Consider the following 26,538-nt stretch of genomic DNA (forward strand, 5'->3'; position numbering starts at 1 on the left):
CCGCCCTCGGCGCCGCGGGGGCCTGGAGTGCGAGAAGCCCTGGAGTGCGCGAAGGCCCGGAGGGCGGGAAGGCGCGGGGTCAGGGCAGGGCGGTGAGGGTCTGCTCGAGGCGGCGCCAGACGTGACTGCGCCAGCCGCCGTCAAGGAGCGTGAACGTGCGCCGCTGCACCGGGTCGTCCGGGTCGAAGCCGGAGTGTTCCAGGAACAGCCGGGTGCCCCGCCCCTCGGGCACCAGCGTCCAGCTGACCACCGTGTCCAGGCGGCCGCCCCGCCAGGCCCAGCGCAACCGGCGCGGCTCGTCCAACTCCAGCAGTTCGCAGTGGACCACGCCGTCGAAGCCCTGACCGGGTCGCGGGATGGTTCGGAAGCTGAACCGGTGCCCCGGGACGGGCCGGAAGTCGTTCGGCATGAGCCAGCGCGCCAGCAGGTCAGAATCGGTCAGCGCCCGCCAGACCTTGGTCGGCGGGTGGGGCAGGAACTGGTCGAGGGCGATCGCCGTCGACTCAGTCATCGGGCAGCCCGTCCAGCACCTCGCGCAGGTCGGCCAGGCGGGCCCGCCAGAACTGCTCGTACGGGCCGAGCCAGTCGGCCACCTGGCGCAACGGCTCGGGCCGCAGTGCGTAGAACCGCTGCCGGCCGACCGGCTGTTCGGTCACCAGGCCGGCGTCCTTGAGCACCCGCAGGTGCTCGGAGAGGCTGGGCCGGCGCATCTCGAAGTGGTCGGCGAGCCGCTGCACCGGCTGTTCACCCCGTTCGAGCAGCAGCCGGAGCACCTCCCGCCGGGTGGGGTTGGCCAGCGCCGCGAAGACGTCCCCCTCAGACACGGGTGGCCTGAAGCACGATGCCGTTGCCGTCCGGGTCGTCGAAGGTGACGTACCGGCCCCAGGGGGCGGTCTGGATGCCGTCGTCGGCGAAGACGACGCCCCGTTCGCGCAGCCGGGCCACGTCGGCGTCGAGGTCGTCGGTCTCCAGCACCAGGCCCTTGAGCGAGCCGGGTGGCATGGTGGGGAACCAGGTGACCAGGGTCAGCGCCGTCGCGGCGCCCTTCGGGGCGACCTGGACCCAGCGACCGCCGGGCCCCATCGGGTTGTCCCAGACGAGGTCGAAGCCGAGGACGTCGAGGTAGAAGTCGCGGGCCCGGTCCTGGTCGCTGACAGGCACGGAGAGGAGCTGCACGTGGGTCACGGTCATGCCACCACAATAGGTAGGAGATTTCCTACCGGTCAAGTCGAAGGGCGGGTAGCCGCCACCTCATTTGAGCTGGCCGGCGGTGAGCCCGGCCTGGATCTGCCGCTGGAACACCGCGTAGACCACCAGCACCGGCAGCGTGGCGATGGTCAGGCCGGCGAACAGGCCGCTGAAGTCCCCCTGATAGCCCTGGCTGACCGCGAGCGCGGAGAGTCCCTGGGCCAGGACGTACTTCGAGGGGTCACCCTCGAGGAGCACCGCCGGCAGGAGGAACTGGTTCCAGTGGCTCAGGAAGTTGAAGATCGCTACACTGATCAGTCCCGGACGCGCCATCGGCAGCATCACCCGGAAGAAGAGCCGGAAGTGACCACACCCGTCGATCAGGGCCGCCTCGGCGACCGCGGTCGGCAGGGTGCGGAAGAACGCGGTCAGGAAGAACACCGTGAACGGCAGCGAGTACGCCGCGTACACCAGAATGAGGCCGGGCCAGGTGCCGAGCAGGCCGGCGCTGCGGACGACGAAGAAGAGCGGCACGAGGGCGAGGAAGACCGGGAACATCATGCCGCCGACGAACAGGTAGTAGACGATCTGCCGGCCCCGGAACTCGTAGCGCGCGAAGACGTACGCCGCGGTCGCGCCGAGCAGCATCGTCAGTGTGAGCGAGCCGGCCACCACGATCGCGCTGTTGAGGAAGTACCGACCGATGTGCGCCTCGGTCCAGGCCCGGGCCCAGTTCTCCAGGCGCAGCGCGCCGGGCAGCCCCCACGGGTCGGCGAGGATCTCGCCGTCGCTCTTGAACGAGCTGAGGAACATCCAGAGCAGCGGCAGCACGGTCAGCGCGGCCCAGACCAGCAGGAAGGCGTGCGACGCCACGTTCACCACGCCCAACTCGGGGCGGGCCGGGCCCGGGGCGCGACGGGCCGGGCCCGGCTCCGCGCCCGTCGCGGCGGGCTTGTCCAGGGTGGTCATGAGTGCTCGATCCTCTCGCGTCGTGCGGCCCGCAGCGCCAGCACCGCCACCGTGAGGGTCAGGAAGAACATCACCACGCCGATCGCCGTGGCGTACCCGAACTTGTTATCGCTGAAGGCGGTCTCGTACATCCGCAGCCCGACCACGTCGGAGGAGAAGTTCGGTCCACCGTTCGTCATCTGCTGGACGAGGATGAAGCCGTCCAGCGCCGCGATGGCCAGGTAGATCCAGGCGACCTGCACGGTGTCCCAGAGCAGCGGCACCGTGATCCGGCGCAGCGTGACCCAACGGGACGCGCCGTCGAGCAGCACCGCCTCGTAGATGTCCCGCGGGATGGCGGACATCGCCGCGCCGAAGAGCACCACGTAGAAGCCGACGTTGCTCCACACCATCACCGCCAGCACGCACCAGAAGGCGGTGCGCGGATCGCCGAGCCAGGTCGGCGCGGGCAGGCCGAGAGCGCGCAGCGCGCCGTTGAGCAGGCCGTTGTTCGGGTGGTAGATCTCCTTCCAGAGCAGCGCGATGATCACCACCGAGAGCACCTGCGGGAAGAAGTAGACCAGCCGGTAGAAGGCGCTGCCGCGGACCCCGGAAACTCCAGCCCGGTCGCTCCGACCGCCCATCGAGAGCATGGTGGCGAAGAACAGGCCGAGACCGATGGTCAGCACCGGCACCACGGCGAGCAGGACGGCGTTGTTGCCGATCGCGTTCCACACCCGGTCGTCGTGCAGCATGGTGCGGAAGTTGGCCAGACCGACCGGGTCGGCCTTGGCCGAGTAACCCAGCCAACTCGTCGTCGAGATCTGGAACGCCTGCAGGTACGGCGAGATCACGAACAGGACGTAGAGCGCCAGCGGCGGCACCAGGAACGCGATGATCAGCGGGTACTTGCCATGTCGCACGAGGGGGATCCTCCTCCAACGGGCCAGGAAGGAGGGGGCGGGCCGACGCCCGCCCCCACCAGCTGGCTACGCGGCCCGCTTGTACTTCTTGATCGAGCTGTCCTGGGCGATCGAGTCGGCGCCCTTCTGGCACTGGTCGAGGAACTCGGCCGGGCTGATCCGCCCGCTGAAGAACTCGCCGCACGCGGCGTCGACGAGCTCCCGCTCCAACTTTCGGTAGTAGCTGTTGTAGACCCAGTTGAAGCCGTTGGAGCCGGACGCGTCCAGCGCCTTCGACACGGTGGACAGGCCGAACGGCAGCTCGACGCCCTCGGTGGCGCCGGCGACCACGGGCAGGCTGGAGACCTTCTTGGTGAAGTCCTGGGCGCCCTTCTTGGAGAGCATCACCCGCAGGTACTCCAGGCCGCCGGCGAGGTTCTTGGCCTTGGCCGGGACGATGAACGGCTCGCCCGCGGTGCCCCGGATCGCCTCGAACGGCAGCTTGTCGCCGGCCCCCAGGCTGGGCGTGGGCACGACGGTCATGTTGAAGCCGGCCGGGGTGACCTTCGCCTGCTCGTTCTCCAGCCAGGAGCCGCAGGAGACGAAGGCGGCCTTGCCCTGGCTCCAGGCCGTCTGCGACTGGATATGGTCCAGGCCCGCCGAGCCGTCCAGGATGTACTTGTCCTTGACGATCTGGTACCACGCGTCGGCAGCCGCCTTCATCGCGTCGGACTTCCAGGCGTTCGGCTCCAGGTTGTCGATCGCCACGCCGACCGACGGACCGCCGAACTTGATCGCGGTGGAGATCACCGGCCAGCTCATGTAGCGGGGGTGCACGCCGGGGTAGGTCCAGGGGGCGATGCCGGCGGCCTTGATCTGCTTGCAGAGCGCGATGTGGTCGTCCCAGGTCTTGCCGTACTGCCAACCCCGATCAGTGAAGAGCTTGGTGGAGTACCAGATGCCGTACGCCGTGTACGTGTAGTTGACGACAAGGAACTTCCCGTCGTACGAGCCGACCTCGACAGTGCCGGGCAGCAGCGTGTCGCGCACCTTCTTGCCTGGGATGTCGAGGCTTGGGGCGTCGAGCAGCTCGCCCAGGTCGGCGATGGCGTTCTGGCTGACCAGGCCGTTGAAGTCGATCTGGTCCTTGCCGGAGTTGTTCACCACGTCCGGCGGGCTGCCGTCCACGAAGCGCGGCTGCAGGGCCTTGCCGATCTCCTGGGTCGCCGAGTGCTTGATCTCCGCCTTCGGGTACTTCTCCTTGTACATGGCCTCGTGGGCCTTGGCGTACTCCTCGCCGAAGCCGCCGTTGAAGATCACCACATCGAGCGGGGCGTCCTCCTTGACGCCGAGCGGGTTCTGCTCGCTCTTGGTGCCCTTGTAGGTGTCGGTGTCCTTCTTGTCGTCGCCGCCGGAGGTGGCGCAGCCGGCGAGCAGGCCGACGGCGGGGGTGGCCAGCAGGCTGGCGGCGACGGTGCGCCGCAGGATCTCACGCCTGTTCATCGCATCTCCTCGGTTCGGGTACGGGCGGCCCGCCGAGGGTGGGGGTACGGCGGCCGCGACGTCGAGGCACGGTGGGGTTACGCGTTGCTTGTCTTCACTTCATTCCGTATTACTGAAGAATTTCTACGACAGGAGGGCGCGGACCACAAGACCCGACGACCGAACCGTTATCACCACGGACAAACTTCAGCTGGCATAACCTGGCGCCATGCGCCGCCTGCGGCAGCTCGCCGAGCGCACACCGCCCAGCCGGGAGCGCTACGCCGACCTGCTCCGGGCACTCGCCATCACCCTGGTCGTCCTCGGCCACTGGATCATCAGCGTGATCGGGCGTGACCAGGCCGGACACCCCACCGGGCACTCCGCGCTGGGCGACCTCCCCTGGGCCTGGCCGCTGACCTGGGGCGTCCAGGTGATGCCGGTCTTCTTCCTGGTCGGGGGTTACGCCAACGCCGCCGCGCTGACATCCTGGCGATCCCGAGGTGGGGACGCCACCGGCTGGCTGATCGACCGCAGCAGCCGATTGATCCGTCCCACCACCGCGCTGCTGGTGGTGCTGGCGGCCGGCGCGGCGGTGGCCCGGCTGCGCGGCGCCGACGCCGTCGAGATCCGCACGGTGGTCTGGTTCGCCACCATCCCGCTCTGGTTCCTCGTCGCCTACCTGGTGGTGGTCCCGCTGACCCCCGTCATGTACGCGCTGCACCGCCGCGCCGGCCTGGTCGTACCGCTGGTGCTGGTCGGGCTGGTCGCGCTCGGCGACCTGGGCCGGATCCTCGGTCCGGACAGGCTGGCCACCGGGAACTACCTCTTCGGCTGGCTGGCCGTCCACCAGCTCGGCTTCGCCTGGTACGACGCCCGGCGCGCGAGCCAGGCATCGGGCGGGGGTGACGGCGACCGGCCCGGACTGCGCCGGCGACGGCTGCCCACCTCGCGGCACGCCGGGGCGGTGCTGCTGCTCGTGGGGCTGGTCGCGCTGGTGCTGTTGACCCGCGTCGGGCCGTACCCGGTGGCGATGCTGAACGTGCCGGGCGAGCGCCTGGACAACACCGCCCCGCCCAGCCTGGCGCTGCTCGCGGCGGCCACCGCGCAGCTCGGGCTCATCCTGCTGCTGCAGAATCCGGCGCGACGGTGGCTGCGCCGCCGCGGCCCCTGGCAGGCGGTGATCGCGGTGAACGCGGTCGTGCTGACCGTCTTCCTCTGGCACCTGACCGCCGCCGTCCTGCTGGTCGGCCTGCTGGACACCCTGGGGGTGCTGCCCACCCCGCAGGGCGCCACGGCGGCCTGGTGGGCCTGGCGGGTGCCCTGGCTGCTCGCCCTCGCCGTGGTGCTGGCCGCGCTGGTCGCCGTGTTCGGTCCGATCGAAGCCCGCACCCGGCGGCACGCCCCGGCGAGCACCGCCGGCCCGATCCGGACCGCACTGGTCGCGATCGGCTACGCGGGCCCGGTCGCCGGGCTGCTGATGAACAGCCTCACCGGCAAGACCGCGCCGGAGCCACTGGGGCTGCCCGCCCCGGCGCTGGTGGCGTACCTGGCCGGGGCGGCGGTGCTGCGACTGCTCAGGTCTGGGTGGGGAAACCGAGGTTGACCCCGCCGTGCCGGGGGTCGAGCCAGCGACTGGTGACCACCTTGCCGCGGGTGAAGAAGGCCACCCCCTCAGCGCCGTGCGCGTGCAGGTCACCGAAGAGCGACGCCTTCCAGCCACCGAACGAGTAGTACGCCATCGGCACCGGGATCGGCACGTTGATGCCGACCATGCCGACCTCCACCTCGTGCTGGTACCGCCGGGCGGCCCCGCCGTCGTTGGTGAAGATCGCCGTGCCGTTGCCGTACGGGTTGGCGTTCACGAGGTCGACCGCCTCGTCGTACGAGCCGACCCGCACGACGCTGAGCACCGGACCGAAGATCTCGTCGGTGTAGATCGACATCTCCGGGGTGACGTGGTCGAAGAGAGTCGGGCCGAGCCAGAACCCCCCGCCGTCCCCCTCCGGGGTGACGTCCCGCCCGTCCACCACCGGCACCGCGCCGGCCGCGATCCCGGACTCCACGTAGCCGCGGACCCGCTCGGCGTGCGCGGCGGTGACCAGCGGACCCATGTCGCAGCCCCGCCTGCCGTCCCCGGTACGCAGCCGGGCCATCCGCTCGGCGATCTTCGCGACCAGGGCGTCGGCGACGGGCTCCACCGCGACCAGCGCGGAGATCGCCATGCACCGCTCCCCCGCCGAGCCGAAGCCGGCGTTGACCGCCGCATCGGCGGCCAGGTCGAGGTCGGCGTCGGGAAGCACCACCATGTGGTTCTTCGCCCCGCCCAGCGCCTGCACCCGCTTGCCGGCCAACGCGGCGCGCTGGTGCACGTACCGGGCCACCGGGGTGGACCCGACGAACGACACCGCCTTGACCCCGGGGTGATCGAGCAGGGCGTCGACCGCCTCCTTGTCGCCGTTGACCACGTTGAGCACACCGTCCGGCAGGCCCGCCTCGCTGAACCACTCGGCCAGCAGCAGCGCCGCGCTCGGGTCCTTCTCGCTGGGCTTGAGCACCACCGCGTTGCCACAGGCGACGGCGACCGGCACGAACCAGAGCGGAACCATCGCCGGGAAGTTGAACGGCGAGATCACCGCCACCACCCCCACCGGCTGGCGCAGGCTGTACGAGTCGACCTCGGTGGAGACGTTCTCGCTGAAGCCGCCGCGCAGGGCGGACGGGATGCCGCAGGCGTACTCGATCACCTCCAGGCCCCGCTGCACCTCGCCGGCGGCGTCCGCGAGCACCTTGCCGTGCTCGGCGGAAATCGCCTCGGCGAGCCGGTCACGCCGGGCGTGGACCAGCTCGCGGAAGGCGAACAGCACCGCCGTCCGCTTGGCCAGCGACGCGTCCCGCCAGGCCCGCCCGGCCCGCTCGGCGGCCTCCACCGCGCCCGCCACGTCGGCGGCGGAAGCCAGCGCCACCAGCCCGGTACGCCGGCCGGTGGCCGGGTCAAAGACGTCCCCGCGCCGCTCCGAGTCGCCGACCACCCGCTTGCCGTCGACGAAGTGCCCGATGACCGTCGTGCTCACGCCGCCACCTCCGCCGCCGCGCAACTACGGATCGCGTCGACCAGGATGGCCAGGCCCTCCCGCGCCTCGTCCTCGGTCAGCGTCAGCGGCGGGCCCATCCGCACCACGTTGCCGTAGAGGCCGCCCTTGCCGACCAGCAGACCGCCGGCCCGGCACGCCTCGAAGACCCGGGCGGTGAGCGCCGGGTCGGGCTCGCCGGTGCCCGGCCGGACGAACTCGACGCCGAGCATCAGGCCCTTGCCGCGGACCTCGGCGACGCAGTCGAGGTCGGCCAGCGCGGCCCGCAGGCCGTCACCGAGGATCGCGCCCACCCGCTCGGCGTTCGCCTGCAGGTCGTGCTCGAGCAGGTAGTCGAGGACCGCGTTGCCGGCCGCCGTAGAGATCGGGTTGCCGCCGAAGGTGGAGAAGCTGATCGCCGGCACCGCCTCCAGCACGTCGGCCCGGCCGACCACGCCGGCCAGGGCGAAGCCGTTGCCGATGCCCTTGGCGAAGGTGAGCAGGTCCGGGGTGACGCCGTGCGCCTGGTAGCCCCAGAAGTGCTCGCCGGTCCGCCCCCAGCCGGTCTGCACCTCGTCGCTGATCAGCAGAATGCCATGCTCGTCGAGCACCTTCTTCCAGCCCGCGAAGAGCCCGTCCGGGCCGTGCACGAACCCGCCGACGCCCTGGATCGGCTCGGCGATCAGGCAGGCCACGTCGCCGGCGGTCTGGGTGACGAGCACCTCGCGCAGGTCCTCCACCGCCGCGTCGATCCGGTCCGCCTCGTCGAGCCGGGCCAGCAGACCGCGCAGCCGCTCGCCGGAGTGCAGCCAGGCCACCTGGAGCGGGTTGAGCGCGCTCGCCGACCAGCTGCGGTTGCCGGTCACGCCCATCGCCGCGTACGACCGGCCGTGGTAGCTGTTGCGCACCGCGAGAATCTGGTGCGAGCGGCGGTAGTTGGTGGCCACCAGCAGCGCCGCCTCGTTCGCCTCCGTACCGGAGTTGGTGAAGAAGACCCGCGCGTCGGGGATGCCGGAGACCCGGGCGATCTTCTCGGCCAGCTCCACCTGCTGCCGGATCAGGTAGAGGGTCGAGCTGTGCACGATGCCGGTGCGCAACTGCCGCTCCACCGCGTCCCGGATCTCCGGGATGTCGTAACCGATCATGTTGGTCAGCACGCCGCCGAAGAAGTCCAGGTAGCTGCGGCCCTGGGCGTCGGTCACCCGGCGGCCCGAGCCGCCGACCAGCTCGATCGGTTCGGCGTAGTAGAGCGGCATCCAGGACGGGAGCACGGCCCGGTGCCGGGCCAGCAGATCGTCGGAGGTCATCGTCGCACCCTTCAGCGGCGGTTGGTCCTCGCACGCTCTCACCACCCGATGAGGGGAACAACTGTCACTGTGTAGCGCAGCGAGCCCGCCCGCCTAACACCGCGTCAACCGTCCCGCTGCGGTTTCCGCAGTCGAACCCGGGCAATTCTCCGGGTAGTCACGATCCACAACGGCCGGTGTCCGCGTACGGACGGGCGGTAGCATCCGCCGGGTGCGGACGACGGAGGTGGCGCTGCCGGCCGGCGCGGCGGGAACGACCGACGGGGAACTCGCGGCAGGGGTACAGGCCTGGGTGGACTCGCCGCCGCTGCGCGCCCTGGTAGGGCACTTCGGCGGTGACTGGCCGGCCGGGGACCTGCCGGCGGTGCTGGCCGGGCTGGACGACTTCTCCGCCCGACACTGGGACTTCCGGCAGGGCCGGGAACGGCCCGAAGCCCGGGAGCCCGCCTTCGACCCGGCCACCACCCGGCTGGTGCTCGACGCCGCGGCGGCGCTGGGCCTGGTCCGGCCCGTCCCGCCGGCCCTGCCCCGCTACGCCCACCTGCTGGTGCTCGGCGGGCTGGCGCACGCCTGCCTGCGACGCACCGCGTACGCCGCGCACCTGGCGCGCACGGTCGCCGGGATCTCCGGCGAGGTGGCGGCGCTGGGCAGTTGCCGGGCGCTCTCCCCGGCCGAGTCGCGAACGCTCGCCCATGCCGGGATCACCGGCTGCGTCACCGAGGTGGACGCCCTCGACGCGGGCGTACGCGCCGCGTTTGGAGTGACGACGCCGAGCGAGGAGACCGGCGAGGGGGCGGACCACCCGCACCGGGCCTGGTCCTCGCGCACCTACCGCCCGGCCGGGCTGCCCCCGGTGCGGGTGCTCGCCGCCCCGTCGAGCGAGCCGGACCGGCGCCGGGCGCACACCGCCGACACCCAGCGGTTCTGGGCGGAACACGTCCGGCTACGGGCCGGCGACCCGGTGCTCATGGTGACCGCCCCGATCTACGTGCCGTTCCAGCACTGCGACGCGCTGCGCACCCTCACCGTCCCGTACCGGTGCGGGATCGACACGGTCGGGGTGGACCCGACGCTGGCGGCAGTGGCCGGGCTGCCGGAACCCACGCTGACCCCCGGCCGGTACCTGCAGGAGATCCGGTCCGCGATCCGGTCCATGCGCGCCCTGCACGCCGCCCTGCCGGCCCGCCCCTGACAGCGAGGCGGCACCCGACCGACGTTCCCGGCTACAGTCCGCCCGTGTCCGCCGCGGAGATCACCCGCTTCCTGACCGCGCTGCACCGCATCCACGACCGGCTCGGCGCCGCGATGGAAGACGTCCACCAGGTGCGAACCACTGGGGAAGGCGGCGAGATGAGCCCCTGCTTCGACATCGAGGACACGGACGCCGGCGTACACGTCGGCAGCCGGTACGTCCTCCGCAGCGTCGCCTCCCTCGGCGACCAGTGGGACTTCGACGCGCGGGACGACGTGTCCGAGATGACGGTGTCGGCGGCGGTGCTGATCGGGTCGGCCCACTGCGAGGCGTCGGTAACGGTCACCGCGACGATGCGGGACCCGGCGCTGTCCCCGTACCCCCTCGGGCACCATGTGCTGCACGAGGCCAGGCGGGTCTGCGCGGACGGCGGGGCGGCGATCGACGCCCTCACCGCCCTGGTGGACGACCTGGCCTCCCCCGTGACGTTCCTCCAGCGGCTGGGGCTGGTGGTGCAGCGGTGACCGGCGCCGACGCGGACCTGGCCCGACTGCTCGCGGCGTTCCTGCACGCCCACCGACGCCTCCTCGCGTACGCCAGGACACACCTCGCCGTTCGGGAAAGCGAATGGGACCCGGGAGGACACGTTTACCTGACCAACTACCGGACCACGGACGGGTACCACCGCCGTGCCCCCGTCGAACGCCACACGCTGCTCCGCAGCGACGTCGGGATCACCGTGTCCGATCCGGACGGGGACACCTCGGAGGTCAACGTCGAGGCCGTCGTGCGGCCGTACCCGACCGGCTTCGAGGTCTCGGTGGAGCTGCTGCTCGGGGCCGGCGAGCAGTCGACCACCGGCTGGCCGGCAGGCCTGCACCTGCTGCACGGGGAACGACGCCACTGCGCGGACGTGCCCGAGGCGCTGACCAGCTTGGCGGCCTTCGTCGACCGGCTCTACGCCATCGAGGACCCGCTGGCGTCGGTGCGCTGGACCCGTCGCTGATCCGGCGTCAGCGGGCGGTGTCGGCGACCGCCTGCGCGAAGACCTCGGAGCGGTGCTCGAAGTTGCGGAACTGCCCGTAGCTCGGCGCGGCCGGGGAGAGCAGCACCACCCCGCCGGCCGGGGTGAGCTTGCGGGACAGCCCCACCGCGGCGACCAGGTCCTCGGCGAGCTCGGTCCGCACCGCCGGCAGCCCGGCGAGCGCCTCGACGATCCGCGGCCCGCTGTCCGGGATGCCGATGACGGTGATCTCCCGCTCAGCCAGGTGGTCGCGCAGCGGGGTGTAGTCCAGGCCCCGGTCCGTCCCGCCGACGATCACGGTCAGCGGCCGCCCTTCGTACGCGTCGATCGCGTGCATGGCCGCGTACGGGCTGGTGGCCAGGGTGTCGTCGACGAAGGTGAGACCGGACGGGTCGGGGATCTCGGTGAGCCGGTGGGCCAGGCCCTGGAACTCGGCGACCGCCACCGCGAGGGTGTCCTTGGCGGCCACCACGTCCACGCCGAGCGCGTCCAGCACGGCGAGGGCGACGCAGAGGTTGCCCTCGTTGTGCCGGCCGACCAGCGGCAGCACCGCGCGCGGGAAGAGCGGCTGGTCCCGCAGGTGGAACCAGGGGACGCCGTCCGGACCGGCGGCGACGTGGGCGGCGTCGGGCAGCCCGGCCCGCACCGCGGCCCGGTCCCCCAGCTCCAGCGCGAGCCGCGGGTCCGCGCCGTTGACCACCACGGTGTGCGGGCCGTGCGCGAGCAGGTTCAGCTTGTCCCGGTAGTACTCCCGCTCGCCGCCGTGCGCGTCGAGGTGCTCGGGGAACAGCGCGGTGACCACGGCCACCCGGGGAGAGTCGGTCAGGTCGGCGCACTGGTAGCTGGACAGCTCCAGCACGTACAGCTCGGCCTCGGGCAGGTCGAGCAGCGGCACGCCGATGTTGCCGCCGAAGACGTTGGGCCGGCCCGCCGCGGTCAGCAGGTGGCTGATCAGGCTGGACGTGGTGCTCTTGCCCTTGCTCCCGGTGACCCCCACCGTCCGGTCGGCGTGGTCGGCCATCCAGAGCGCGCTGCCCTGGGTGATCGGGACGTCCCGATGCCGCAGCTCGACCAACCACGGGTGGGTGTTCGGCACGCCGGGCGAGCGGACCACCACGTCGGCCGCGACCAGCCGCTCGAAGCCCGCCTCCCCGGTGACCAGCGGCGCGGCCTCCGCCAGCGCCCCCTCCCAGGGCAGCGTGAGGAAATTCGCACTGTCGTCGACCACGACCAGCTCGGCCGGGCCGTGCGCGGCGATAGCGGTCACCGCGGCCCGGCCCTCCCGGCCGGCTCCCCAGACGGCGACATGACGTCCGCGCAGATCAGACAGGCGCACAGGCTCTCCTCGTTGACTTCCTCCCCCTCTTACGGAATGAGGGGGAATCCAGCCTATACAGGCCGAGTTCCACGGGCGTTCGAACGGCTGGTGGCCGCTGTCGCCCCTCCGGCACCGGCTGTTCGCCGGGGGCAGGGGATTCCGCCCTGTCCTGCCGCGACGGACCTGCATCCCGCCCGCCAGCACCCGTCCCGCCCCGACCCTGACGGCGGTGGTTGGGTGGGCGTCGACCGCGGCCTTGCCGCTCTCGTCGTGGCTGCCGACACCACCGGCCGACAGTGGCTGCGCGTCACTGATCCGCCGCGCCCGCTGCGGGCCGCCCTGCCGAGGCTACGGCGTCTAGCCCGCCAGGTCACCCGCAAACAGCGCGGCTCGCGCAACCGGGCCGAGGCTGTCGCCCGGCTGGCTCGTGCCCACCATCATGTCGCGAATGTGCGTCGCCACTTTCTGCACAAGGTCGCCAACCGGCTGGTCAAGACCCACGACCGGCTGGCTCTGGAAGACCTGTACACCGCCGGTCTGCTGCACAACCGGCGTCTGGCCGCCGCCATCTCCGATGCGGGTTGGGCTGACCTGGCCCGCATCATCGGCTACAAACAACGCTGGCGAGGCGGGCAGGCCACCATGGCACCCCGCTGGTACCCGTCCACCAGAATGTGCAGCGCCTGCCGCACCATCGGCCCCGCCCTACCCCTGTCCACACGCATCTTCCGCTGCGACGAATGCGGGCACACGGCGGACCGAGACGTCAACGCGGCGGTCAACCTCGCCGTCTGGGCCGAACAACACCACGCCCAGACCCGGGACCCCGAAGCACGAGGCCCGGTCATCAACGCCTCCCGAGGGGACGGCTCTGGCCGGCGCCCACGCGCCGGTGAAACCAGCCCCGATGACGGAGGAACCCTGCCGCCACGAACATCCGTGACGGCAGGGACGCCCGAGAAGGGCGGTGTCTCATGACCCAACGGACTATTGAGACACGCTGTAGTATTGCGTGTGCCCAACGAGCAGCTCCGGCGGATGGACGCCTTCACCTTCCCGTCCTACTCGATCGACTTCGCCACCGGCGAGGCGTTGTTCGACTACGCTCTCACCGGCCCGGAGGGCGAGCAGCGGTTCACCGAGGTGATCACCTTCCCGCTGCCGGCCGAGCCGGTGTCGGACGAGACCGCGGCCACCGTCAACCGGGTCCTGGACCTGCTGCACATCGTCGCCGGGGTCAGCTACTACAAGGCCGCCGCGCCGCCCCGGCTGGTGCTGCCGGCGCCGCTGGGTGCGGCCGCCGTCGAGCTGGTCACCGCCGTCTACACCAAGGGCCTCGCCGAGTACGCGTACCGCAACCAGCTCCCGCCCGTGCTGGAGCTGCGCCCGGAGGTGCCGGCCGGCGAGGTCACCCCACCTCGGCTGTACGACGACTCGGATCGGCGCCCGCTGTGCGCGGTCGGCGGCGGCAAGGACTCCATCGTCAGCCTGGAGGCGCTGCGCCGGGCCGGCTTCGACCCGGTGCCCTTCTCGGTCAACCCCAACCACGTCATCGTCTCGGTCAACGAGGCGTCCGACCTGGTGCCGCTGGCCGCCCGGCGGCGGATCGACCCGGTGCTGTTCGACCTCAACGCGGCCGGCGCGCGCAACGGGCATATTCCGGTCACCGCGATCAACTCGCTGATCGCGGTCGCCACCGCCGTGCTGCACGGCCTCGGCCCGGTGGTGATGTCCAACGAGCGCTCGGCGTCCGACCCGAACCTGGTCTGGCAGGGGCACGAGATCAACCACCAGTGGTCCAAGGGCGTCGAGGCGGAGGGGTTGCTGCGGGCGGCCCTCGCCGAGTACGCCGGGCTCTCCGAGCCGTACTTCTCGCTGCTGCGGTCGCTGTCGGAGCTGCACATCGCCCGGCTCTTCGCCGAGATCGACCGGTACGACGCCGTGGTGACCAGTTGCAACGCCGCGTTCAAGCTGCGCGACGCGAGCGAACGCTGGTGCCGGAACTGCCCGAAGTGCCGGTTCGTCTTCCTGGCCATGGCTCCGTTCATGCCCCGGGAGCGGCTCACGAAGATCTTCGGCGGCGACCTGCTCGCCGACGAGGCGCAGATCCCCGGCTACCGCGAGCTGCTCGGCGTGGACGGGCACAAGCCGTTCGAGTGCGTCGGCGAGGTCGAGGAGTCGGTGGTGGCGCTCAGCCTGCTCGCCGAGCAGGACCAGTGGCGCGACGCCCCGGTGGTGCGGGCCCTGGTGGCGGCGGTGCCCGACACCGCCTGGTCGGCCGCGGCCACCTCGGACGTCTTCACCCCGGCCGGCCATACCTTCGTCCCCCCCGCCTACGCCAAGGCCCTGACCACCCTCACCTGACCCCACCCGCCTGGCCCCGACCTCATCCGCGCGCCGCCCGTCGGCGTTGACCATGAGGTTGGCTGGACGATTTGTCCGATCCGCCGCCGCCAACCTCATGATCAGCGCCCCCGAGGGGGCAGGGGTTAGGGGGTGCGGACGGCGTCTAGGGCCAGCAGGGCGACGTGGAGGGAGAGGCACGCCTCGACCGAGTCGAGGTCGACGTCGAGGATCCGGCCGATCCGGGCCAGCCGCTCGTAGAACGCCGGCCGGGACAGGTGCGCCGCGGCGGCCGCCGCCGACTTGTTCCGGCCCTGTTCCAGGTACGCCCGCAGGGTGCCGAGCAACTGCTCCCGGGGATGCCGGGCGTCGTACGCCAGCAGCGCGCCGAGTTCCCGTTCCACGAAGGTCTGCAGGCGCGGCTCGTCCCGCAGCAGGTGCAGCAGGCCGGCCAGGCCGACGTGCGGCAGCCGGAAGATCGGCAGGTCCCGCCGGTCGCGTCGGGCCGCGTCGGCGATCTGCCGCCCCTCGACCAGCGAGCGTCCCGCCTCCCGCAGGCTGGCCACGCCCGACCCGGCGGCGATGATCACGGGTGCCGGACCGGCCACCCGCGGCGGGACCGGGGTCGAACGGGGCGAGCCGTCGCTACCGCGGGGCGCGCCGACGGCGACGGGACGGGCAGCCGCGTCCACCGGGCGCGGGGCGGGCCGGGGGCCCGGCGGGCGGGCCGGGGTGGCGTCGAGGCGTACCCGGCGGAGCGCGGCGGCGAACGCGGCGAGCGCCTTCTCCTCGGCGGCCGGGTCGGCGAGGGCGAGCAGCACACCCACCGCCTGGTCGTCGACGGCGCTGGTCAGGGCGGTGAGCTTGGCCTCCCGGAGGGCCTGGCCGACCGACTCGGCGAGGTCGCGCAGCCGGGCCAGGCCGGCGTCCGGGCCCGGCTCCCCGACCTCCGCCGCGTCGTCGGCCCGGTACCGCACCACGACGCCGACCAGGTGGCGGCGGTCCAGCGTCACGCCGAGCGCCTTGGCCCGCAGCGCGACCTCGTCGACCGGCCGGGAGTGGTCGATCAGCGCGGTGAGCAGGGTCCGGTGGATCTGCCGTTCCAGCCCCTCGGCGTCACGCCGGATCAGCCGGCCGAGGGCGAGCGTGGAGGCGGCCCGCTCGACGAGGATGGTGAGCCGGGTGGGCGGGGTCCCCGGCCCGACCGGGGCGACGTCCCGGCCCGGCGGTGCGGGCCACCCCGCCACCGGTGCGGCACCGGACCCGGGGATCACGTCGGCGGGCGCCGGGTCCGTCCCGGGTGTGTCCTCGCGCTGCGGGCCGTCCGGCCGCCCGGCGTCGGTCCCGTCGACCGGCGGCGCGTCGTCGGTCGCCACCAGCCGGTCGGGGCCGCCGGTGGTCAGCTCGCCGCCGGCCGGCCAGCGCAGCAGCAGCCGCCCCCAGTCCTCGCCCCGGGCCCCCACGGTGGTGACCAGCCACCCGCTGTCCGGGTCGTACGCGGTCCGCCCGGCGGGACGGATCCGCCGCGAGTGCTGCTCCCAGCCGTCGAGCAGCAGCTCGGCGCTCTCCCCCGCCGGGTCGTACGCGAGCACCCGCCGGGAGAGGTTCTCCAGCACCACCGGGCATCCGGACAGCTCGGCGGCCTGCCGCACCACCTCTTCCGGGCCGGCGCCTTCCACCGAGAGTTCGGTGAACCGTTGATGGATCTCCTCGGTGGCCCGCAGCTCGGTGAGCTGGGCGTCCACGATCAGCGCGTGCACCGCCTCGGTGATCCGGACGAACGGGGTGGCCCGGCGCAGCTCGACCAGGGGCAGCCCGCGCCGCTCGGCGGCGGCCACCATCACCCGGGGCACCCCGCTGATGTAGCGGCGACCGAGCTCGACCACCAGCCCGGAGACCCCGACGTCGGCCAGATCACCGATGAACGCGCGCAGTCCCGCGTCGTCCGCGGGCAGCCCGATGCCGGTGGTGAGCACGAGTTCCCCACCACCGAGCAGGGTGGCGATGTCCGGCACCTCGGCCACGTGCACCCAGCGGACCGGCCGGTCCAGGCCCGCGTCGCCTGCGACCAGGCGCGGGGCGCCGTGGCGTACCGGCACCAGCGCGAGGACTTCACGGACGGTAGGGAACACGGGCGACACGCTACCCTGCGTCACCGCCGATCTCGACTACCAGTTGTCTGCCCGGCCGCCGGCCGTGTCGCGGGGCCCAGGGCGACCATGACCAGCCGAAAGGGCAGGTCGCCCGGGGGCGGCACCCGTCGGCCCCGGGTCACAGCGGGTCATCACGGCCCAGTTCCCAGCAGGCCACCGCGGTGGCTGCGGCGACGTTGAGCGAGTCCACCCCGCGCCGCATCGGGATCACCACCCGCACGTCGCTGGCGGCCATGGCGGCCCGGGTCAGCCCGGCGCCCTCGGCGCCCATCAGCAACGCCGCCCGGGCCCGCTGGCCGGCGTCCAGCCGCTGGATCGGCACCGCGTCCGGCGCGGGCGTCATCGCCAGCACCGTGAAACCCGCCGACCGGACCTGGGCGAGGCCGTCCGGCCAGGGCTCCAGCTTCGCGTACGGGATGGCGAAGACCTCACCCATGCTGACCCGGACGCTGCGCCGGTAGAGCGGGTCGGCGCAGGTCGGGGAGAGCAGCACGGCGTCCACGCCGAGCGCGGCCACGGCCCGGAAGATCGCCCCGAGGTTGGTGTGGTTGTTGACGTCCTCCAGGATCACCACCCGGCGGGCGGCGGCCAGCACCTCGGCGGCGGCGGGCAGCGGCTTGCGGTGGAACGAGGCGAGCACCCCCCGGTGCACGTGGAAGCCGGTGGCGCGCTGCAGCACTTCCGGGGTGGCCGCGTAGACGGGGGTGTCGCCGGTGTCGAGGTCGGCGAGCTGGTCGACCCGCTTGGCGTCGACCAGGTACGACCGGGCCGGGTAGCCGGCCCGCAGCGCCCGCCGCAGCACCAGTTCCCCCTCGGCGATGAACAGGCCGTGCGGGGGCTCCCAGCGGGTCCGCAGCTCCACGTCGGTCAGCGCGCGGTAGTCGGCGATCCGGTCGTCGTCGGGGTCGGTGATCTCGTGGACGGGCACCGGACGATTGTGCCTGGCCGGCCCGCGTGCCCCGGGTGCCGGGCAGGTGCCGCCGGCCGTCCTCGGGTGGTGGGCGGCTCGGGCCGCCCCACCCACCTCACGCCCGTACGTAGCGCAGCAGCACCGACCGGCCGTCGAAGCCCCGGGTCTCCATCAGCCGCAGGTCGAGCCGGTCCTTGTCGGGGAAGACCGGGGTGCCGCCGCCGAGCACCACCGGGTGCACGACCACCTGGTACTCGTCGATGAGGCCCAGGCCGGTCAGCGCTGCCGCGGCACCGGAGCCTCCGGTGAGCAGCAGCTCTGTCCCGGGCTGGGCCTTCAGCTCGGCGATCTCGGTGGCGAGGTCGCGGCCGATCACCCGGGCGTCGTACTCGGCGCTCTCCAGGCTCCGCGAGATGACGATCTTCGGGGTACGCCGCCAGATCGGGGCGAACCGCAGGTTGTGCGGATCCTGGGAAATCTGCTCCGCACGCGGCCAGTACCAGGACATCAACCCCCACACCTTGCGGCCGTAGAGGAAGGCGTCGGCCTGGTCGCACAGCTCGATTGAGTAGGCCGAGAGCTCCGGCCCCATGGCCGGCCAGTCGAACTCGCCGTTCGGTCCCTCGATGAAGCCGTCGACGGACTGGTGCACCCAGTAGACGAGCTTGCGCATGGTGTCCTCCTGCTCGGTGGCGCCCGGCGGGCGCGGTCACCGGTGGGTCGGAGCCGCCGGACGGGATCCGACACCCCGCGCGGAATTTTTTCCGACCGCAGTTGCGTCCGGCGGCTACCGTGCCGACCCGTGGCCCGTTCCGTGATGATCGCCCTGGTCGGGGTCGACGGCTCCGGCAAGAGCACCCAGGCCCGAGCGCTCGCCCGCCGGCTGACGGCCCGAGGCTTGCCGGCGGCCTACTTCGAGAACGCGGGCGGGCGGCCGCTGTGGAACCGGCTCGCCCGGGCGCTGGGCCGCCCGGACGGGGTGGCGCTGTTCGGCCGTACCCTCTATCCGGCGCTGGAGGCGACGGTCCGCGCGGTCGCGATGGCCCGCACGGTGCTGGTCAGCCGGCTGACCGGGCGGACGGCGGTGCTGGACCGGTGGACCTGGTGCCAGTACGTGATCATGGCGGCTCGCGGCGACCGGGGGCGGCGGGCGGTCCGGGCGGTGTACCGGATCTTTCCGCGACCGACGGTGGTCTGCTTCCTGGCGACCACGCCGGAGGTCGCCCGGCGGCGGGTCCTGGCCCGTGGCATCGACACCGAGGAGCTGGCTCACCTGCGCGCGCTGGACGCCGCCTACCGGGCACTGCCCGAGTTCGGGTCGTTCGTGGTGGTCGACGGCGACGGCGACCCGGACGAGGTCGCGGCGGCGTTGGACCGGATGGTGTCGCCCATGCTCCAGCGCTGACCGGGCTAGATTCCGAAGGTGGAGTATCTCCTGGTCGACCGGCTGCCCACGGTCGAGGAGTTCGTCGCCGTCACCACCGCCGTCGGCTGGACCGAGGCCTACGACCCGGCGGCCATCCCGGCCTCACTGGCCGCCTCGCTGCACGGGGTGGTGGCGGTCGAGGGCGACCGGGTGATCGGGATCGGCCGGCTGATCGGCGACGGTGCGATCTACTACTACCTGCAGGACCTCGCGGTGGTGCCGGAACGGCAGCGGCGCGGGGTGGGCGCGGCGATCCTCGACCGGTTGGAGGAGTGGATCGCCGGCCGGGCCTCGTCCCGCACCTTCGTCGGCCTGTTCGCCGCCGGGGAGTCGGTCAGCCTCTACCGCCGCTTCGGCTACGCCGTCCACGACGAGATGACCGGCATGTTCCGCGTCGGCCCCGCCTTGCGGGCTGAGCGGTAAAGGAGGGGCTCCCGGCCAGCGCCTCTGGTGGAGAGCCGGGGCATCGTCCTGACCACTCAGCCGCGGCCGCGGCCCTGGAGCCAGCGTAGGAGGTCCTGCGGGATGCCCTGGTCCTGCTGCTGTCGCTGCTGCGGGCTCGGCTGCGGCCGGGGGCGCTGCGGGTCGCCGGCCAGTTCCTGGCTCGGCGCGGTGAAGTCCTGCACCGGCTTGCCGTTCACCGCGGTCCGGATCACCCGGGCGACCGCGTCGATCACCTTCGCCTGGACCGCCGAGCCGACCAGGTCGGTCGAGTCGTCGGGGTTGGCCGCGATGCCCGCTACGGCCACCTGCGGGGTGAACCCGACGAAAGTCTCGGTGGCGTTCTGCTCGGAGCTACCGGTCTTGCCGGCGACCGGCCGGCCGACGATCCCGTCCACCGAGGTGGCGGTGCCGCCGTTGCACTGCCCGTACGCGGACTGCTGGCCGACCGGGCAGCGGGCCGCGTCGGTGGCGGCCCGGGCGATGTCGGTGTCCAGGACCTTCCGGCAGGACGGCTGGCCGACGTCGGCCTTCTCGCCGTTGGCCGCGGTCACCGAGACGACCGGCAGCGGGGAGCAGTACGTCCCCTCGGCGGCCACGGTGGCGTACGCGTTGGCCAGGTCGAGCGGGGTGGTGGCGGCGACGCCCAGGGTGAACGCACCCCAGTTGGCCGCGTTGTCCCTGGCGAAGGCGGCGTCGGACGCGGCCCGGAAGGTGATGCCGAGCCGCTGCGCCATCTCCACCACCTTGTCCTCGCCGACCTGCTCGGCCAGCCAGACGAAGTAGGTGTTCACGGAGCGGCCGAAGCCGTCCCACATCATCCGGTAGCCGTCCATCCACTGCGGGTTGGCGTTGGCCGGGCACCACTTGCCGTCGCAGTTGCCCTCCGCGTCCGAGGCGTAGCGGGTGGGCAGCTTGGCCGGCGCGTCGAAGCCGGTGGCGAGCGGCTTGCCGGCCTCCAGCGCGGCGAGCATGGTGAACAGCTTGAACGTCGACCCGGCCTGGTAGCCGTCGACGCTGGCGCCGCCGGAGATCAGCGGGTTGACGGTGTTCGGGTGGTTGGCCTGCCCGGCCGGGTTGTCGGCCAGGCTGTAGTGCCGGTTGACCGCCATGGCGAGCACCCGGCCGGTGCCGGGCTCGACCGCCGCGATCGGCAGGGCGCGCTTGTTGTCGTACCCGTAGACGGCGGTGGCCCGCTGCTGCGCGGTCGCCTGGATCTTCGGGTCGAGCGTGGTGATGACCGTGTAGCCGCCACGGCGCAGCGCCTGCTCGCGCTCCTTGACGGTGTTGCCGAAGGCCGGCTGGGTCAGCCACCACTGGCGCAGGTAGTCGCAGAAGAAGCCCCAGTCGTCGTGGCCCTGGGCGACCGCGGTGCAGCCGTTGGGCTGGGCGGTCGGGTGCAGGGCGAGCGGCTCCGCCTTGGCCGCGGCGGCCTGCTGCGCGGTGATCGCGTGGGTCGCCACCATCGAGTCGAGCACGTACGCCCGGCGCTGAAGCGCCTTCTCCTTGTTCCCGTCGATCGGGCTGTACTCGTCGGGCGACTGGACCAGGCCGGCGAGCAGGGCCGCCTCGCCCAAGGTCAGGTCGGCGGGCGCCTTGCCGAAGTAGCGCTGGCTGGCCGCGGCGACGCCGTACGCGCCGGAGCCGAAGTAGGCGATGTTGAGGTAGCGGTTGAGGATCTCGTCCTTGCTGAGGGTCTTCTCCAGCGCCGACGCGTACCGGATCTCCTGGATCTTGCGCCCGACGGTCTGCTCGGTGGCCGCCTGCCGCTCCTCGGCTGTGCGGGTGGGGTCGGTCTTGAGCACGTTGCGGACGTACTGCATGGTCAGCGTGGAGCCGCCCTGCTCGGTGCCGCCGCCCTTCACGTTGGCGACCAGGGCGCGGACCATGCCGCGCAGGTCGGCGCCGCCGTGGGAGTAGAAGCGGCGGTCCTCGGCGGCCACGATCGCCTGGCGCATCACCGGAGCGATCTCCGCCAGCGGCACGTCCGTCCGGTTGACGTCGTAGAACGTGGTGATCAGCGTCTTGCCGTCGTTGGCGTAGAGGTAGGAGCGCTGCGGCTGCGCGGGGGTACGCAGCGCGTCGGGCAGCTGCGCGTACGCGCCCAGCACCGACTTGGTGACCAACCCGCCGATCAGATTGCCGGGCAGGGCGGCGACCGCGAGGACGAGCCCGGCGAGGACGCCGGCGAGGAGCACGGTGAACAGGCGCGACAGCGGCGACCGGGGAGACGGCATGGCCACCAGGATTGCCGCAAACACCGCTATCCGACCACCCCGCCAGGCAACTGTCAGTTACCTCACGGCGACCTCCCAGCCACCCCCGGTCGCGTTGATCATGAGGTTGCCGGCGATGTCGATCTCCCGGCCGCCGCCAACCTCATGATCGGCGGCGGCTGGGCCGGGGCGGTCAGGTGGGGAGGGGGCCTTCGGGGGTGGTGGGGGTGGTGGGATTGGTGGGGGCAGCCACGACACTGGCGGCGATGGCGTCACGGGCGATGGCGGCGGGCACCAGGCGCCCGGACCGGTAGCCGATACCGATCCCGGAGACCAGCACGAAGATCGCACCGAAGGTCTGCAACGAGCCGATCAACGAGCCGGCCAGGCCGAGCAGCGGGGCGGCGATCATCAGCATGATCCCGTCGCCGTAGGAGAACATCCCGGACCGGGCGACCGACCATCCGGTCAGGAACCAACCCAGGCTGTAGCAGGTGGCGCCGAACAGGACAAGGGTGCGTGCGGTGGTGCCGAAGACGGGCGCCTCCTGGGCCATCCCGGCGAAGGGCAGCATCAGCACCGTGCCGGCGATGCTCACCAGCAGCCCGGCCGCGGCGATCCGCCGGCACCGGGTGGCGGCGAGCAGGCCGGTGAGCGCCAGCAGCGCGAGCAGCCCGAGCCAGACCGCGGCCACCCAGCCGACCAGGTAGAGCGGATTGCCGTCGGCCGGGTACGGGTCGTTGCCCACCCCGCCGTCGCTGGCCATCGCCACCAGGCCGTAGAGGATCGCGTACGCGGGCAGCAGCCAGACCGCCGCGCGGGCGAACCGGCGTACCGACCAGGCCCAGCTGGCGTTGGTGGCGGGGGCGGCCGGACCCGGCTCGGAGACGAACGGCAGCACCCCGAACCCGCCCCCGGTACGCCGGCTGCCGAGCGGTCCGGCGGGATCGTGCGCGCCGGGGAACTGGTCCTTGGAGAACAGCTCCTTGGAGAAGAGGTCCTTGGAGAACAGCCTGTTCGCCGGATCCTTCATGCCTCACCTCGTTCCGCCCGCGGGCGGCGCGGAACGCGTACGGCGCCCCGGTTCCTGGTCACCACCCGTCCTCAGACCGATCGTGGCAGGCACCGGGGCGCCGTATGAGGCTTTCTCGCTTTTGCCGTCCGGGCTCGGACGGCGGTCCGGCTCAGCCCCGTTCGCGCTGGTCCGCGGGGTCGTTGAGCAGGCTCTCCGGGGAGACCGGCTCGGGGGCCGGCAACCCCTGCGGGCCCTTGCCACCGGTGGCCTGCGCCTCGGCGACGCGTACCTCGTCGTGGATCTCCTGCGCGGCGGTGGCGGCAGCCTGCGCGGCCTCGGCGGCCTCCCGCTCCACCTCGCCAGCGCCCCGGCTGGCCTCCGGCGACGGCACGTCGCCGACCATGTTGGCCAGGCCGCCCAGCGCGCCGCCCATCCCCTCCAGCGCCTTGGTCAGCTCGGCCGGGACGATCCAGACCTTGTTGGCCGAACCGTTGGCGATCTGCGGCAGCGCCTGCAGGTACTGGTAGGCGAGCACCTTCTGGCTCGGGTTGGCCTGGTGGATCGCGTCGAAGACGGTACGGATCGCCTTGGCCTGCCCCTCCGCCTGGAGGATCCGGGCCTGCCGGTCACCGTCGGCGCGCAGCACCGCGGCCTGCTTCTCACCCTCGGCGGTGAGGATCTGCGACTGCTTGAGACCCTCGGCGTTGAGGATCGCGGCGCGGCGGTCCCGCTCGGCGCGCATCTGCTTCTCCATCGAGTCACGGATGCTCGGCGGCGGCTCGATCGCCTTGATCTCGACCCGGGTGACCTTGATGCCCCACCGGCCGGTGGTCTCGTCGAGCACGCCGGACAGGTGCCGGTTGATCTCCTCCCGGCTGGTCAGCGCCCGCTCCAGGTCCAGCGAACCGATCACGTTGCGCAGCGTGGTGACGGTGAGCTGCTCGATGGCCTGGAGGAAGTTCGAGATCTCGTAGGTGGCGCGGACCGAGTCGACCACCTTGAAGTAGAGCACGGTGTCGATCGAGACGACGAGGTTGTCCGAGGTGATCACCGGCTGCGGCGGGAAGCTGACCACCTGCTCCCGCATGTCGACCTTGGTACGCACGGCGTCGATGTACGGCACCAGCAGGTTCAGGCCCGGGTTCAAGGTCCGCTTGTACCGGCCCAGGCGTTCCACCACGTCCTGGCGCTGCTGCGGCACGATTCGCACCGCCTTGACCAACGTGACCACGACGATCACGGCAACCGCGATCAACACGATCGCTGCAAACTCCATACCGCTCACCTTTTCGCTTCGGGCAGCCCGCCCGGGGTGGAAATGTCGTCCTGCCAGACCAGGGCGATGGCGCCCCGGACCTTTATCACCTGCACCCGCTCACCAGCGGCGTAGCTACGCGTCGCGTCGTACGCCCGGGCGCTCCACAGCTCACCGTCGATCTTGACGAGACCCCGCTCGGCGTCCACCGGCTCCAGCACCAGGGCCGTGGCCCCCTCGAGCGCCTCGATGCCGAACGACTGCCCGCCGCTCTCCAGCGAGGGGCGGGCGTGCCGCCGGATCACCGGCCGGACCACCGCCACGCAGAGCGCGGAGACCACGGCGAAGACCAGCGCCTGGACCGCGACCGGGGCACCGAGCGCGGCAGCCCCGGCGGCGGCGAACGCCCCGGCCGCGAACATGATCAGGAACAGCGTCGTCGTGAAAATCTCGGCGACCGCCAGCACCACACCCAACACGATCCACAACACGGCGTCCACCCCACGATCGTGACACGTCCACGCACGCGATAACGAACCGAGATGATCGAGATGCGTAGCGCGCACACCGCCGGCCTCAGCCGGGGGGTGGGGATTGCCGGTCAACCCCGCGCGGACAGTAGATGGCACGCGGCTGTATATTGTTCTTGTGTCCGTGACATTGCGGTCGAACAGCAACGTCGTCTTCCAATGCGCCTTCCATGTGGTGTGGTGCTCGAAGTACCGGCGCCGGGTGCTTGGCGGGCTGGTCGAGGAGCGGTTGAAGCAGCTAATCGGTGAGGTGGTGGAGGAGAAGGGCGCGTGGCTGGTGGGGTTGGATGTCATGCCCGACCAGGTGCATCTTCTGGTGGAGGTCGACCCGCAGTACGGCGTCCATAAGTTGGTCAAGGCGGTCAAGGGGCGCACGTCTCGGGTGTTGCGGGAGGAGTTCCCGTCGCTGCGTTCGCGGCTGCCCACCTTGTGGACGAACTCGTACTTTGTGGCGACCACCGGTGGTGCTCCGTTGGCTGCGGTGGACGAGTATGTCGCGCAGCAGAAGGGTCGTTGAGTGCTGACCGGTCGCCGCTACCTGCTCGCGTTCACGCCGGAGCAGGCTGCCTACGCGGAGACGGTGGGCGCGATCTGCCGGACGGTGTGGAACACCGCGTTGGAGCAGCGCCGTGAGTACCGCCGCCGTGGCGCATTCGTCGGCTACAACGAGCAAGCCCGGCAGATGGCTGAGGCGAAGAGGGACCCGGACTGTACGTGGCTGGCCGACGCGCCGTCGCACACGTTGCAGCAGACCCTGCGGGACCTGGAGCGGGCGTGCAAAACGCACGGGACGTGGAAGGTGCGGTGGCGGTCCAAGGCGCGTACCGCTCCGTCGTTCCGGTTTCCCGACCCGCAGCACATTGCCGTACGGCGACTCAACCGGCGGTGGGGTGAGGTGCGGCTGCCGAAGTTCGGGCCGGTGCGTTTCCGGTGGTCCCAACCATTGGGTGGCGCTGTCCGCAACGCCACGGTCTCCCGCGACGGTGGCCGCTGGTACATCTCGTTCTGCGTCGAGGACGGCCTTGCCGAGGCCGCGCCGAACGGTAAACCGCCGATCGGCGTCGACCGGGGTGTGGCCGTCGCGATCGCCACATCTGACGGCGGTCTGGATGACCGCGCTTTCGTCACCCCGGGCGAGGCCGCAAGGCTCAGGCGGTTGCAGCAGCGCCTGTCCCGGTCACTACGGGTTCATGGCCGTAACCGCGGATCGAACCGCCGCGACAACGTACGCGCCGAGATCGGCCGGCTCAACGCCCGCATCCGGCACCGGCGGGCCGACTTCGTCACGCAGGAAGCCGTACAACTCGTCCGCGATCATGGCCTGGTCGCCGTCGAGCGACTGCGGATCAAGAACATGACCGCCAGCGCACGGGGCACAGTCGAGCAGCCCGGTCGCAACGTGCGTCAGAAGGCTGGCCTGAACCGGGCCATCCTGTCGAAGGGTTGGGGCGGGTTCCTGCTCAAGCTGGAACACGCCGCCCGCTACCACGGAGCACACATCGAGAAGGTCAACCCCGCGTACACGTCGCAAACCTGCAACGCCTGCAAGCATGTCGCCCCGGAATCCCGCGAGAGCCAAGCGGTCTTCCGATGCGTGGCCTGCGGGCACCAGGACCACGCCGACGTGAACGCGGCCAAGAACATACTCGCCGCCGGGCTGGCGGTAACAGGGCGTGGAGACCTCGCCGTTGGGCGGTCCGCGAAGCGCCAACCACCCGCAAGGCTCACGGCGTGAACACGCCTCAGCCACGGAAATCCCCCGCCGGCAGGCATGGGGAGGAAGTCAACTCCTATGCTCGGCACCGCCGATCGCGACG

General features: G+C 72.0%; 25 protein-coding genes and 2 pseudogenes. 10 read left to right on the forward strand and 17 right to left on the reverse strand.

All coding sequences use genetic code 11. The features are described 5' to 3' along the window. Nucleotides 1-79 precede the first annotated feature (79 nt). The 6 genes from ABZ783_RS24135 to ngcE form a co-directional block, all read right to left on the reverse strand. Nucleotides 80-511 carry an SRPBCC domain-containing protein gene (locus ABZ783_RS24135; RefSeq protein WP_357441939.1) on the reverse strand — a complete coding sequence of 144 codons (432 nt, stop codon included), beginning with the start codon at nucleotides 509-511 and terminating at the stop codon, nucleotides 80-82. After that, nucleotides 504-824 (reverse strand): metalloregulator ArsR/SmtB family transcription factor, encoded by a 321-nt coding sequence (locus ABZ783_RS24140; protein WP_357441941.1) that lies wholly within the window; start codon nucleotides 822-824, stop codon nucleotides 504-506. Before ABZ783_RS24140 ends, ABZ783_RS24135 begins: the two co-directional genes overlap by 8 nt. Continuing rightward, the gene (locus ABZ783_RS24145) at nucleotides 817-1,191 is read right to left on the reverse strand and encodes a glyoxalase superfamily protein (protein ID WP_357441943.1); all 375 of its coding nucleotides are present in this window, start codon (nucleotides 1,189-1,191) and stop codon (nucleotides 817-819) included. Before ABZ783_RS24145 ends, ABZ783_RS24140 begins: the two co-directional genes overlap by 8 nt. Nucleotides 1,192-1,251: 60 nt before the next feature. Continuing rightward, nucleotides 1,252-2,157: a carbohydrate ABC transporter permease gene (locus tag ABZ783_RS24150; protein ID WP_357441944.1), complete on the reverse strand. Its 906-nt coding sequence runs from the start codon at nucleotides 2,155-2,157 to the stop codon at nucleotides 1,252-1,254. Next, on the reverse strand, nucleotides 2,154-3,059 hold the full coding sequence (locus ABZ783_RS24155) for a sugar ABC transporter permease (protein WP_357441946.1): 906 nt from the start codon (nucleotides 3,057-3,059) through the stop codon (nucleotides 2,154-2,156). Before ABZ783_RS24155 ends, ABZ783_RS24150 begins: the two co-directional genes overlap by 4 nt. 66 nt (nucleotides 3,060-3,125) lie before the next feature. Beyond that, nucleotides 3,126-4,541 carry an N-acetylglucosamine/diacetylchitobiose ABC transporter substrate-binding protein gene (gene ngcE / locus ABZ783_RS24160; protein WP_357441948.1) on the reverse strand — a complete coding sequence of 472 codons (1,416 nt, stop codon included), beginning with the start codon at nucleotides 4,539-4,541 and terminating at the stop codon, nucleotides 3,126-3,128. A gap of 208 nt (nucleotides 4,542-4,749) precedes the next feature. Here ngcE and ABZ783_RS24165 point away from each other — a divergent pair, with 208 nt between their 5' ends. After that, on the forward strand, nucleotides 4,750-6,126 hold the full coding sequence (locus ABZ783_RS24165) for an acyltransferase (protein ID WP_357441950.1): 1,377 nt from the start codon (nucleotides 4,750-4,752) through the stop codon (nucleotides 6,124-6,126). Here the strand turns inward: ABZ783_RS24165 and ABZ783_RS24170 are convergent. Together ABZ783_RS24170 and ABZ783_RS24175 are read right to left on the reverse strand one after the other, a co-directional pair. After that, nucleotides 6,098-7,594, reverse strand: a complete 1,497-nt coding sequence (locus ABZ783_RS24170) for a CoA-acylating methylmalonate-semialdehyde dehydrogenase (protein WP_357441951.1) — start codon at nucleotides 7,592-7,594, stop codon at nucleotides 6,098-6,100. The genes ABZ783_RS24165 and ABZ783_RS24170 overlap by 29 nt on opposite strands. Further along, nucleotides 7,591-8,898: an aspartate aminotransferase family protein gene (locus ABZ783_RS24175; RefSeq protein ID WP_357441953.1), complete on the reverse strand. Its 1,308-nt coding sequence runs from the start codon at nucleotides 8,896-8,898 to the stop codon at nucleotides 7,591-7,593. The genes ABZ783_RS24170 and ABZ783_RS24175 overlap by 4 nt, the downstream gene beginning before the upstream one ends. A 211-nt stretch (nucleotides 8,899-9,109) precedes the next feature. Between ABZ783_RS24175 and ABZ783_RS24180 the strand changes: the two genes are divergently transcribed. Genes ABZ783_RS24180 through ABZ783_RS24190 form a run of 3 tightly spaced genes read left to right on the forward strand, consistent with a single transcriptional unit; the run spans nucleotide 9,110 to nucleotide 11,096 of the window. Next, nucleotides 9,110-10,090 (forward strand): hypothetical protein, encoded by a 981-nt coding sequence (locus ABZ783_RS24180; protein WP_357441955.1) that lies wholly within the window; start codon nucleotides 9,110-9,112, stop codon nucleotides 10,088-10,090. A 44-nt stretch (nucleotides 10,091-10,134) separates the two neighbouring features. Next, entirely contained in the window at nucleotides 10,135-10,614 is a 480-nt protein-coding gene (locus ABZ783_RS24185; RefSeq protein WP_357441956.1) for a hypothetical protein, read from the forward strand. After that, nucleotides 10,611-11,096: a hypothetical protein gene (locus ABZ783_RS24190; protein ID WP_357441957.1), complete on the forward strand. Its 486-nt coding sequence runs from the start codon at nucleotides 10,611-10,613 to the stop codon at nucleotides 11,094-11,096. The genes ABZ783_RS24185 and ABZ783_RS24190 overlap by 4 nt, the downstream gene beginning before the upstream one ends. Before the next feature lie 7 nt (nucleotides 11,097-11,103). Here ABZ783_RS24190 and murD read toward each other — a convergent pair whose 3' ends face one another. Continuing rightward, nucleotides 11,104-12,450, reverse strand: a complete 1,347-nt coding sequence (gene murD, locus ABZ783_RS24195; RefSeq protein WP_357441958.1) for a UDP-N-acetylmuramoyl-L-alanine--D-glutamate ligase — start codon at nucleotides 12,448-12,450, stop codon at nucleotides 11,104-11,106. Nucleotides 12,451-12,486: 36 nt separating this feature from the next. Between murD and ABZ783_RS24200 the strand changes: the two genes are divergently transcribed. After that, nucleotides 12,487-13,410 (forward strand): transposase, encoded by a 924-nt coding sequence (locus ABZ783_RS24200; protein WP_357442002.1) that lies wholly within the window; start codon nucleotides 12,487-12,489, stop codon nucleotides 13,408-13,410. A 36-nt stretch (nucleotides 13,411-13,446) separates the two neighbouring features. Continuing rightward, nucleotides 13,447-14,796 (forward strand): hypothetical protein, encoded by a 1,350-nt coding sequence (locus tag ABZ783_RS24205; RefSeq protein WP_357442003.1) that lies wholly within the window; start codon nucleotides 13,447-13,449, stop codon nucleotides 14,794-14,796. 125 nt (nucleotides 14,797-14,921) lie between these two features. Here the strand turns inward: ABZ783_RS24205 and ABZ783_RS24210 are convergent. The 4 genes and pseudogenes from ABZ783_RS24210 to ABZ783_RS24225 form a co-directional block, all read right to left on the reverse strand. Next, nucleotides 14,922-15,968 (reverse strand): annotated as a pseudogene (locus ABZ783_RS24210) (helix-turn-helix domain-containing protein); the annotation flags it as partial. 225 nt (nucleotides 15,969-16,193) lie between these two features. After that, a pseudogene (locus ABZ783_RS24215) lies at nucleotides 16,194-16,907 on the reverse strand (PucR family transcriptional regulator ligand-binding domain-containing protein); the annotation flags it as partial. A 139-nt stretch (nucleotides 16,908-17,046) separates the two neighbouring features. Next, nucleotides 17,047-17,856, reverse strand: coding sequence for an RNA methyltransferase (locus ABZ783_RS24220; protein ID WP_357441959.1), 810 nt, complete (start codon nucleotides 17,854-17,856; stop codon nucleotides 17,047-17,049). A 97-nt stretch (nucleotides 17,857-17,953) separates the two neighbouring features. Further along, the gene (locus tag ABZ783_RS24225) at nucleotides 17,954-18,511 is read right to left on the reverse strand and encodes a dihydrofolate reductase family protein (protein WP_357441960.1); all 558 of its coding nucleotides are present in this window, start codon (nucleotides 18,509-18,511) and stop codon (nucleotides 17,954-17,956) included. A gap of 129 nt (nucleotides 18,512-18,640) precedes the next feature. Here ABZ783_RS24225 and ABZ783_RS24230 point away from each other — a divergent pair, with 129 nt between their 5' ends. Together ABZ783_RS24230 and ABZ783_RS24235 are read left to right on the forward strand one after the other, a co-directional pair. Continuing rightward, nucleotides 18,641-19,243, forward strand: a complete 603-nt coding sequence (locus ABZ783_RS24230) for a dTMP kinase (protein ID WP_357441961.1) — start codon at nucleotides 18,641-18,643, stop codon at nucleotides 19,241-19,243. 18 nt (nucleotides 19,244-19,261) lie between these two features. Beyond that, the gene (locus tag ABZ783_RS24235) at nucleotides 19,262-19,687 is read left to right on the forward strand and encodes a GNAT family N-acetyltransferase (RefSeq protein WP_357441962.1); all 426 of its coding nucleotides are present in this window, start codon (nucleotides 19,262-19,264) and stop codon (nucleotides 19,685-19,687) included. Between the two features lie 56 nt (nucleotides 19,688-19,743). On the opposite strand, the gene ABZ783_RS24240 is transcribed toward ABZ783_RS24235, so the two are convergent. The 4 genes from ABZ783_RS24240 to ABZ783_RS24255 all read right to left on the reverse strand — a co-directional run bounded on the left by ABZ783_RS24240 (nucleotide 19,744) and on the right by ABZ783_RS24255 (nucleotide 24,691). Beyond that, complete coding sequence (locus tag ABZ783_RS24240) at nucleotides 19,744-21,942, reverse strand: transglycosylase domain-containing protein (RefSeq protein WP_357441963.1); 2,199 nt, start codon at nucleotides 21,940-21,942, stop codon at nucleotides 19,744-19,746. A 172-nt stretch (nucleotides 21,943-22,114) separates the two neighbouring features. Beyond that, the gene (locus ABZ783_RS24245) at nucleotides 22,115-22,954 is read right to left on the reverse strand and encodes a hypothetical protein (RefSeq protein ID WP_357441964.1); all 840 of its coding nucleotides are present in this window, start codon (nucleotides 22,952-22,954) and stop codon (nucleotides 22,115-22,117) included. Nucleotides 22,955-23,105: 151 nt separating this feature from the next. Continuing rightward, complete coding sequence (locus ABZ783_RS24250) at nucleotides 23,106-24,212, reverse strand: SPFH domain-containing protein (RefSeq protein WP_357441965.1); 1,107 nt, start codon at nucleotides 24,210-24,212, stop codon at nucleotides 23,106-23,108. Nucleotides 24,213-24,217: 5 nt separating this feature from the next. Continuing rightward, nucleotides 24,218-24,691, reverse strand: coding sequence for an NfeD family protein (locus ABZ783_RS24255; RefSeq protein WP_073838265.1), 474 nt, complete (start codon nucleotides 24,689-24,691; stop codon nucleotides 24,218-24,220). 148 nt (nucleotides 24,692-24,839) lie between these two features. Between ABZ783_RS24255 and tnpA the strand changes: the two genes are divergently transcribed. Both tnpA and ABZ783_RS24265 read left to right on the forward strand, forming a co-directional pair. Beyond that, the gene (gene tnpA / locus ABZ783_RS24260) at nucleotides 24,840-25,238 is read left to right on the forward strand and encodes an IS200/IS605 family transposase (protein ID WP_357441966.1); all 399 of its coding nucleotides are present in this window, start codon (nucleotides 24,840-24,842) and stop codon (nucleotides 25,236-25,238) included. After that, complete coding sequence (locus tag ABZ783_RS24265) at nucleotides 25,239-26,456, forward strand: transposase (RefSeq protein WP_357441967.1); 1,218 nt, start codon at nucleotides 25,239-25,241, stop codon at nucleotides 26,454-26,456. The last annotated feature ends 82 nt before the right edge of the window (nucleotides 26,457-26,538 follow it).

Origin of the sequence: Micromonospora sp. NPDC047738, assembly GCF_040642675.1 — a bacterium.
In the GTDB taxonomy this organism is placed as follows: domain Bacteria; phylum Actinomycetota; class Actinomycetes; order Mycobacteriales; family Micromonosporaceae; genus Micromonospora.

What these genes read in the sequence shown, in the direction of transcription:
- ABZ783_RS24135 (WP_357441939.1), bottom strand. Translation starts at nt 511, where the DNA reads ATGACTGAGTCGACGGCGATCGCCCTCGACCAGTTCCTGCCCCACCCG.
- ABZ783_RS24145 (WP_357441943.1), bottom strand. Translation starts at nt 1,191, where the DNA reads ATGACCGTGACCCACGTGCAGCTCCTCTCCGTGCCTGTCAGCGACCAG.
- ABZ783_RS24150 (WP_357441944.1), bottom strand. Translation starts at nt 2,157, where the DNA reads ATGACCACCCTGGACAAGCCCGCCGCGACGGGCGCGGAGCCGGGCCCG.
- ngcE (WP_357441948.1), bottom strand. Translation starts at nt 4,541, where the DNA reads ATGAACAGGCGTGAGATCCTGCGGCGCACCGTCGCCGCCAGCCTGCTG.
- ABZ783_RS24165 (WP_357441950.1), top strand. Translation starts at nt 4,750, where the DNA reads ATGCGCCGCCTGCGGCAGCTCGCCGAGCGCACACCGCCCAGCCGGGAG.
- ABZ783_RS24175 (WP_357441953.1), bottom strand. Translation starts at nt 8,898, where the DNA reads ATGACCTCCGACGATCTGCTGGCCCGGCACCGGGCCGTGCTCCCGTCC.
- ABZ783_RS24200 (WP_357442002.1), top strand. Translation starts at nt 12,487, where the DNA reads ATGAGGGGGAATCCAGCCTATACAGGCCGAGTTCCACGGGCGTTCGAA.
- ABZ783_RS24225 (WP_357441960.1), bottom strand. Translation starts at nt 18,511, where the DNA reads ATGCGCAAGCTCGTCTACTGGGTGCACCAGTCCGTCGACGGCTTCATC.
- ABZ783_RS24240 (WP_357441963.1), bottom strand. Translation starts at nt 21,942, where the DNA reads ATGCCGTCTCCCCGGTCGCCGCTGTCGCGCCTGTTCACCGTGCTCCTC.
- ABZ783_RS24245 (WP_357441964.1), bottom strand. Translation starts at nt 22,954, where the DNA reads ATGAAGGATCCGGCGAACAGGCTGTTCTCCAAGGACCTCTTCTCCAAG.
- ABZ783_RS24250 (WP_357441965.1), bottom strand. Translation starts at nt 24,212, where the DNA reads ATGGAGTTTGCAGCGATCGTGTTGATCGCGGTTGCCGTGATCGTCGTG.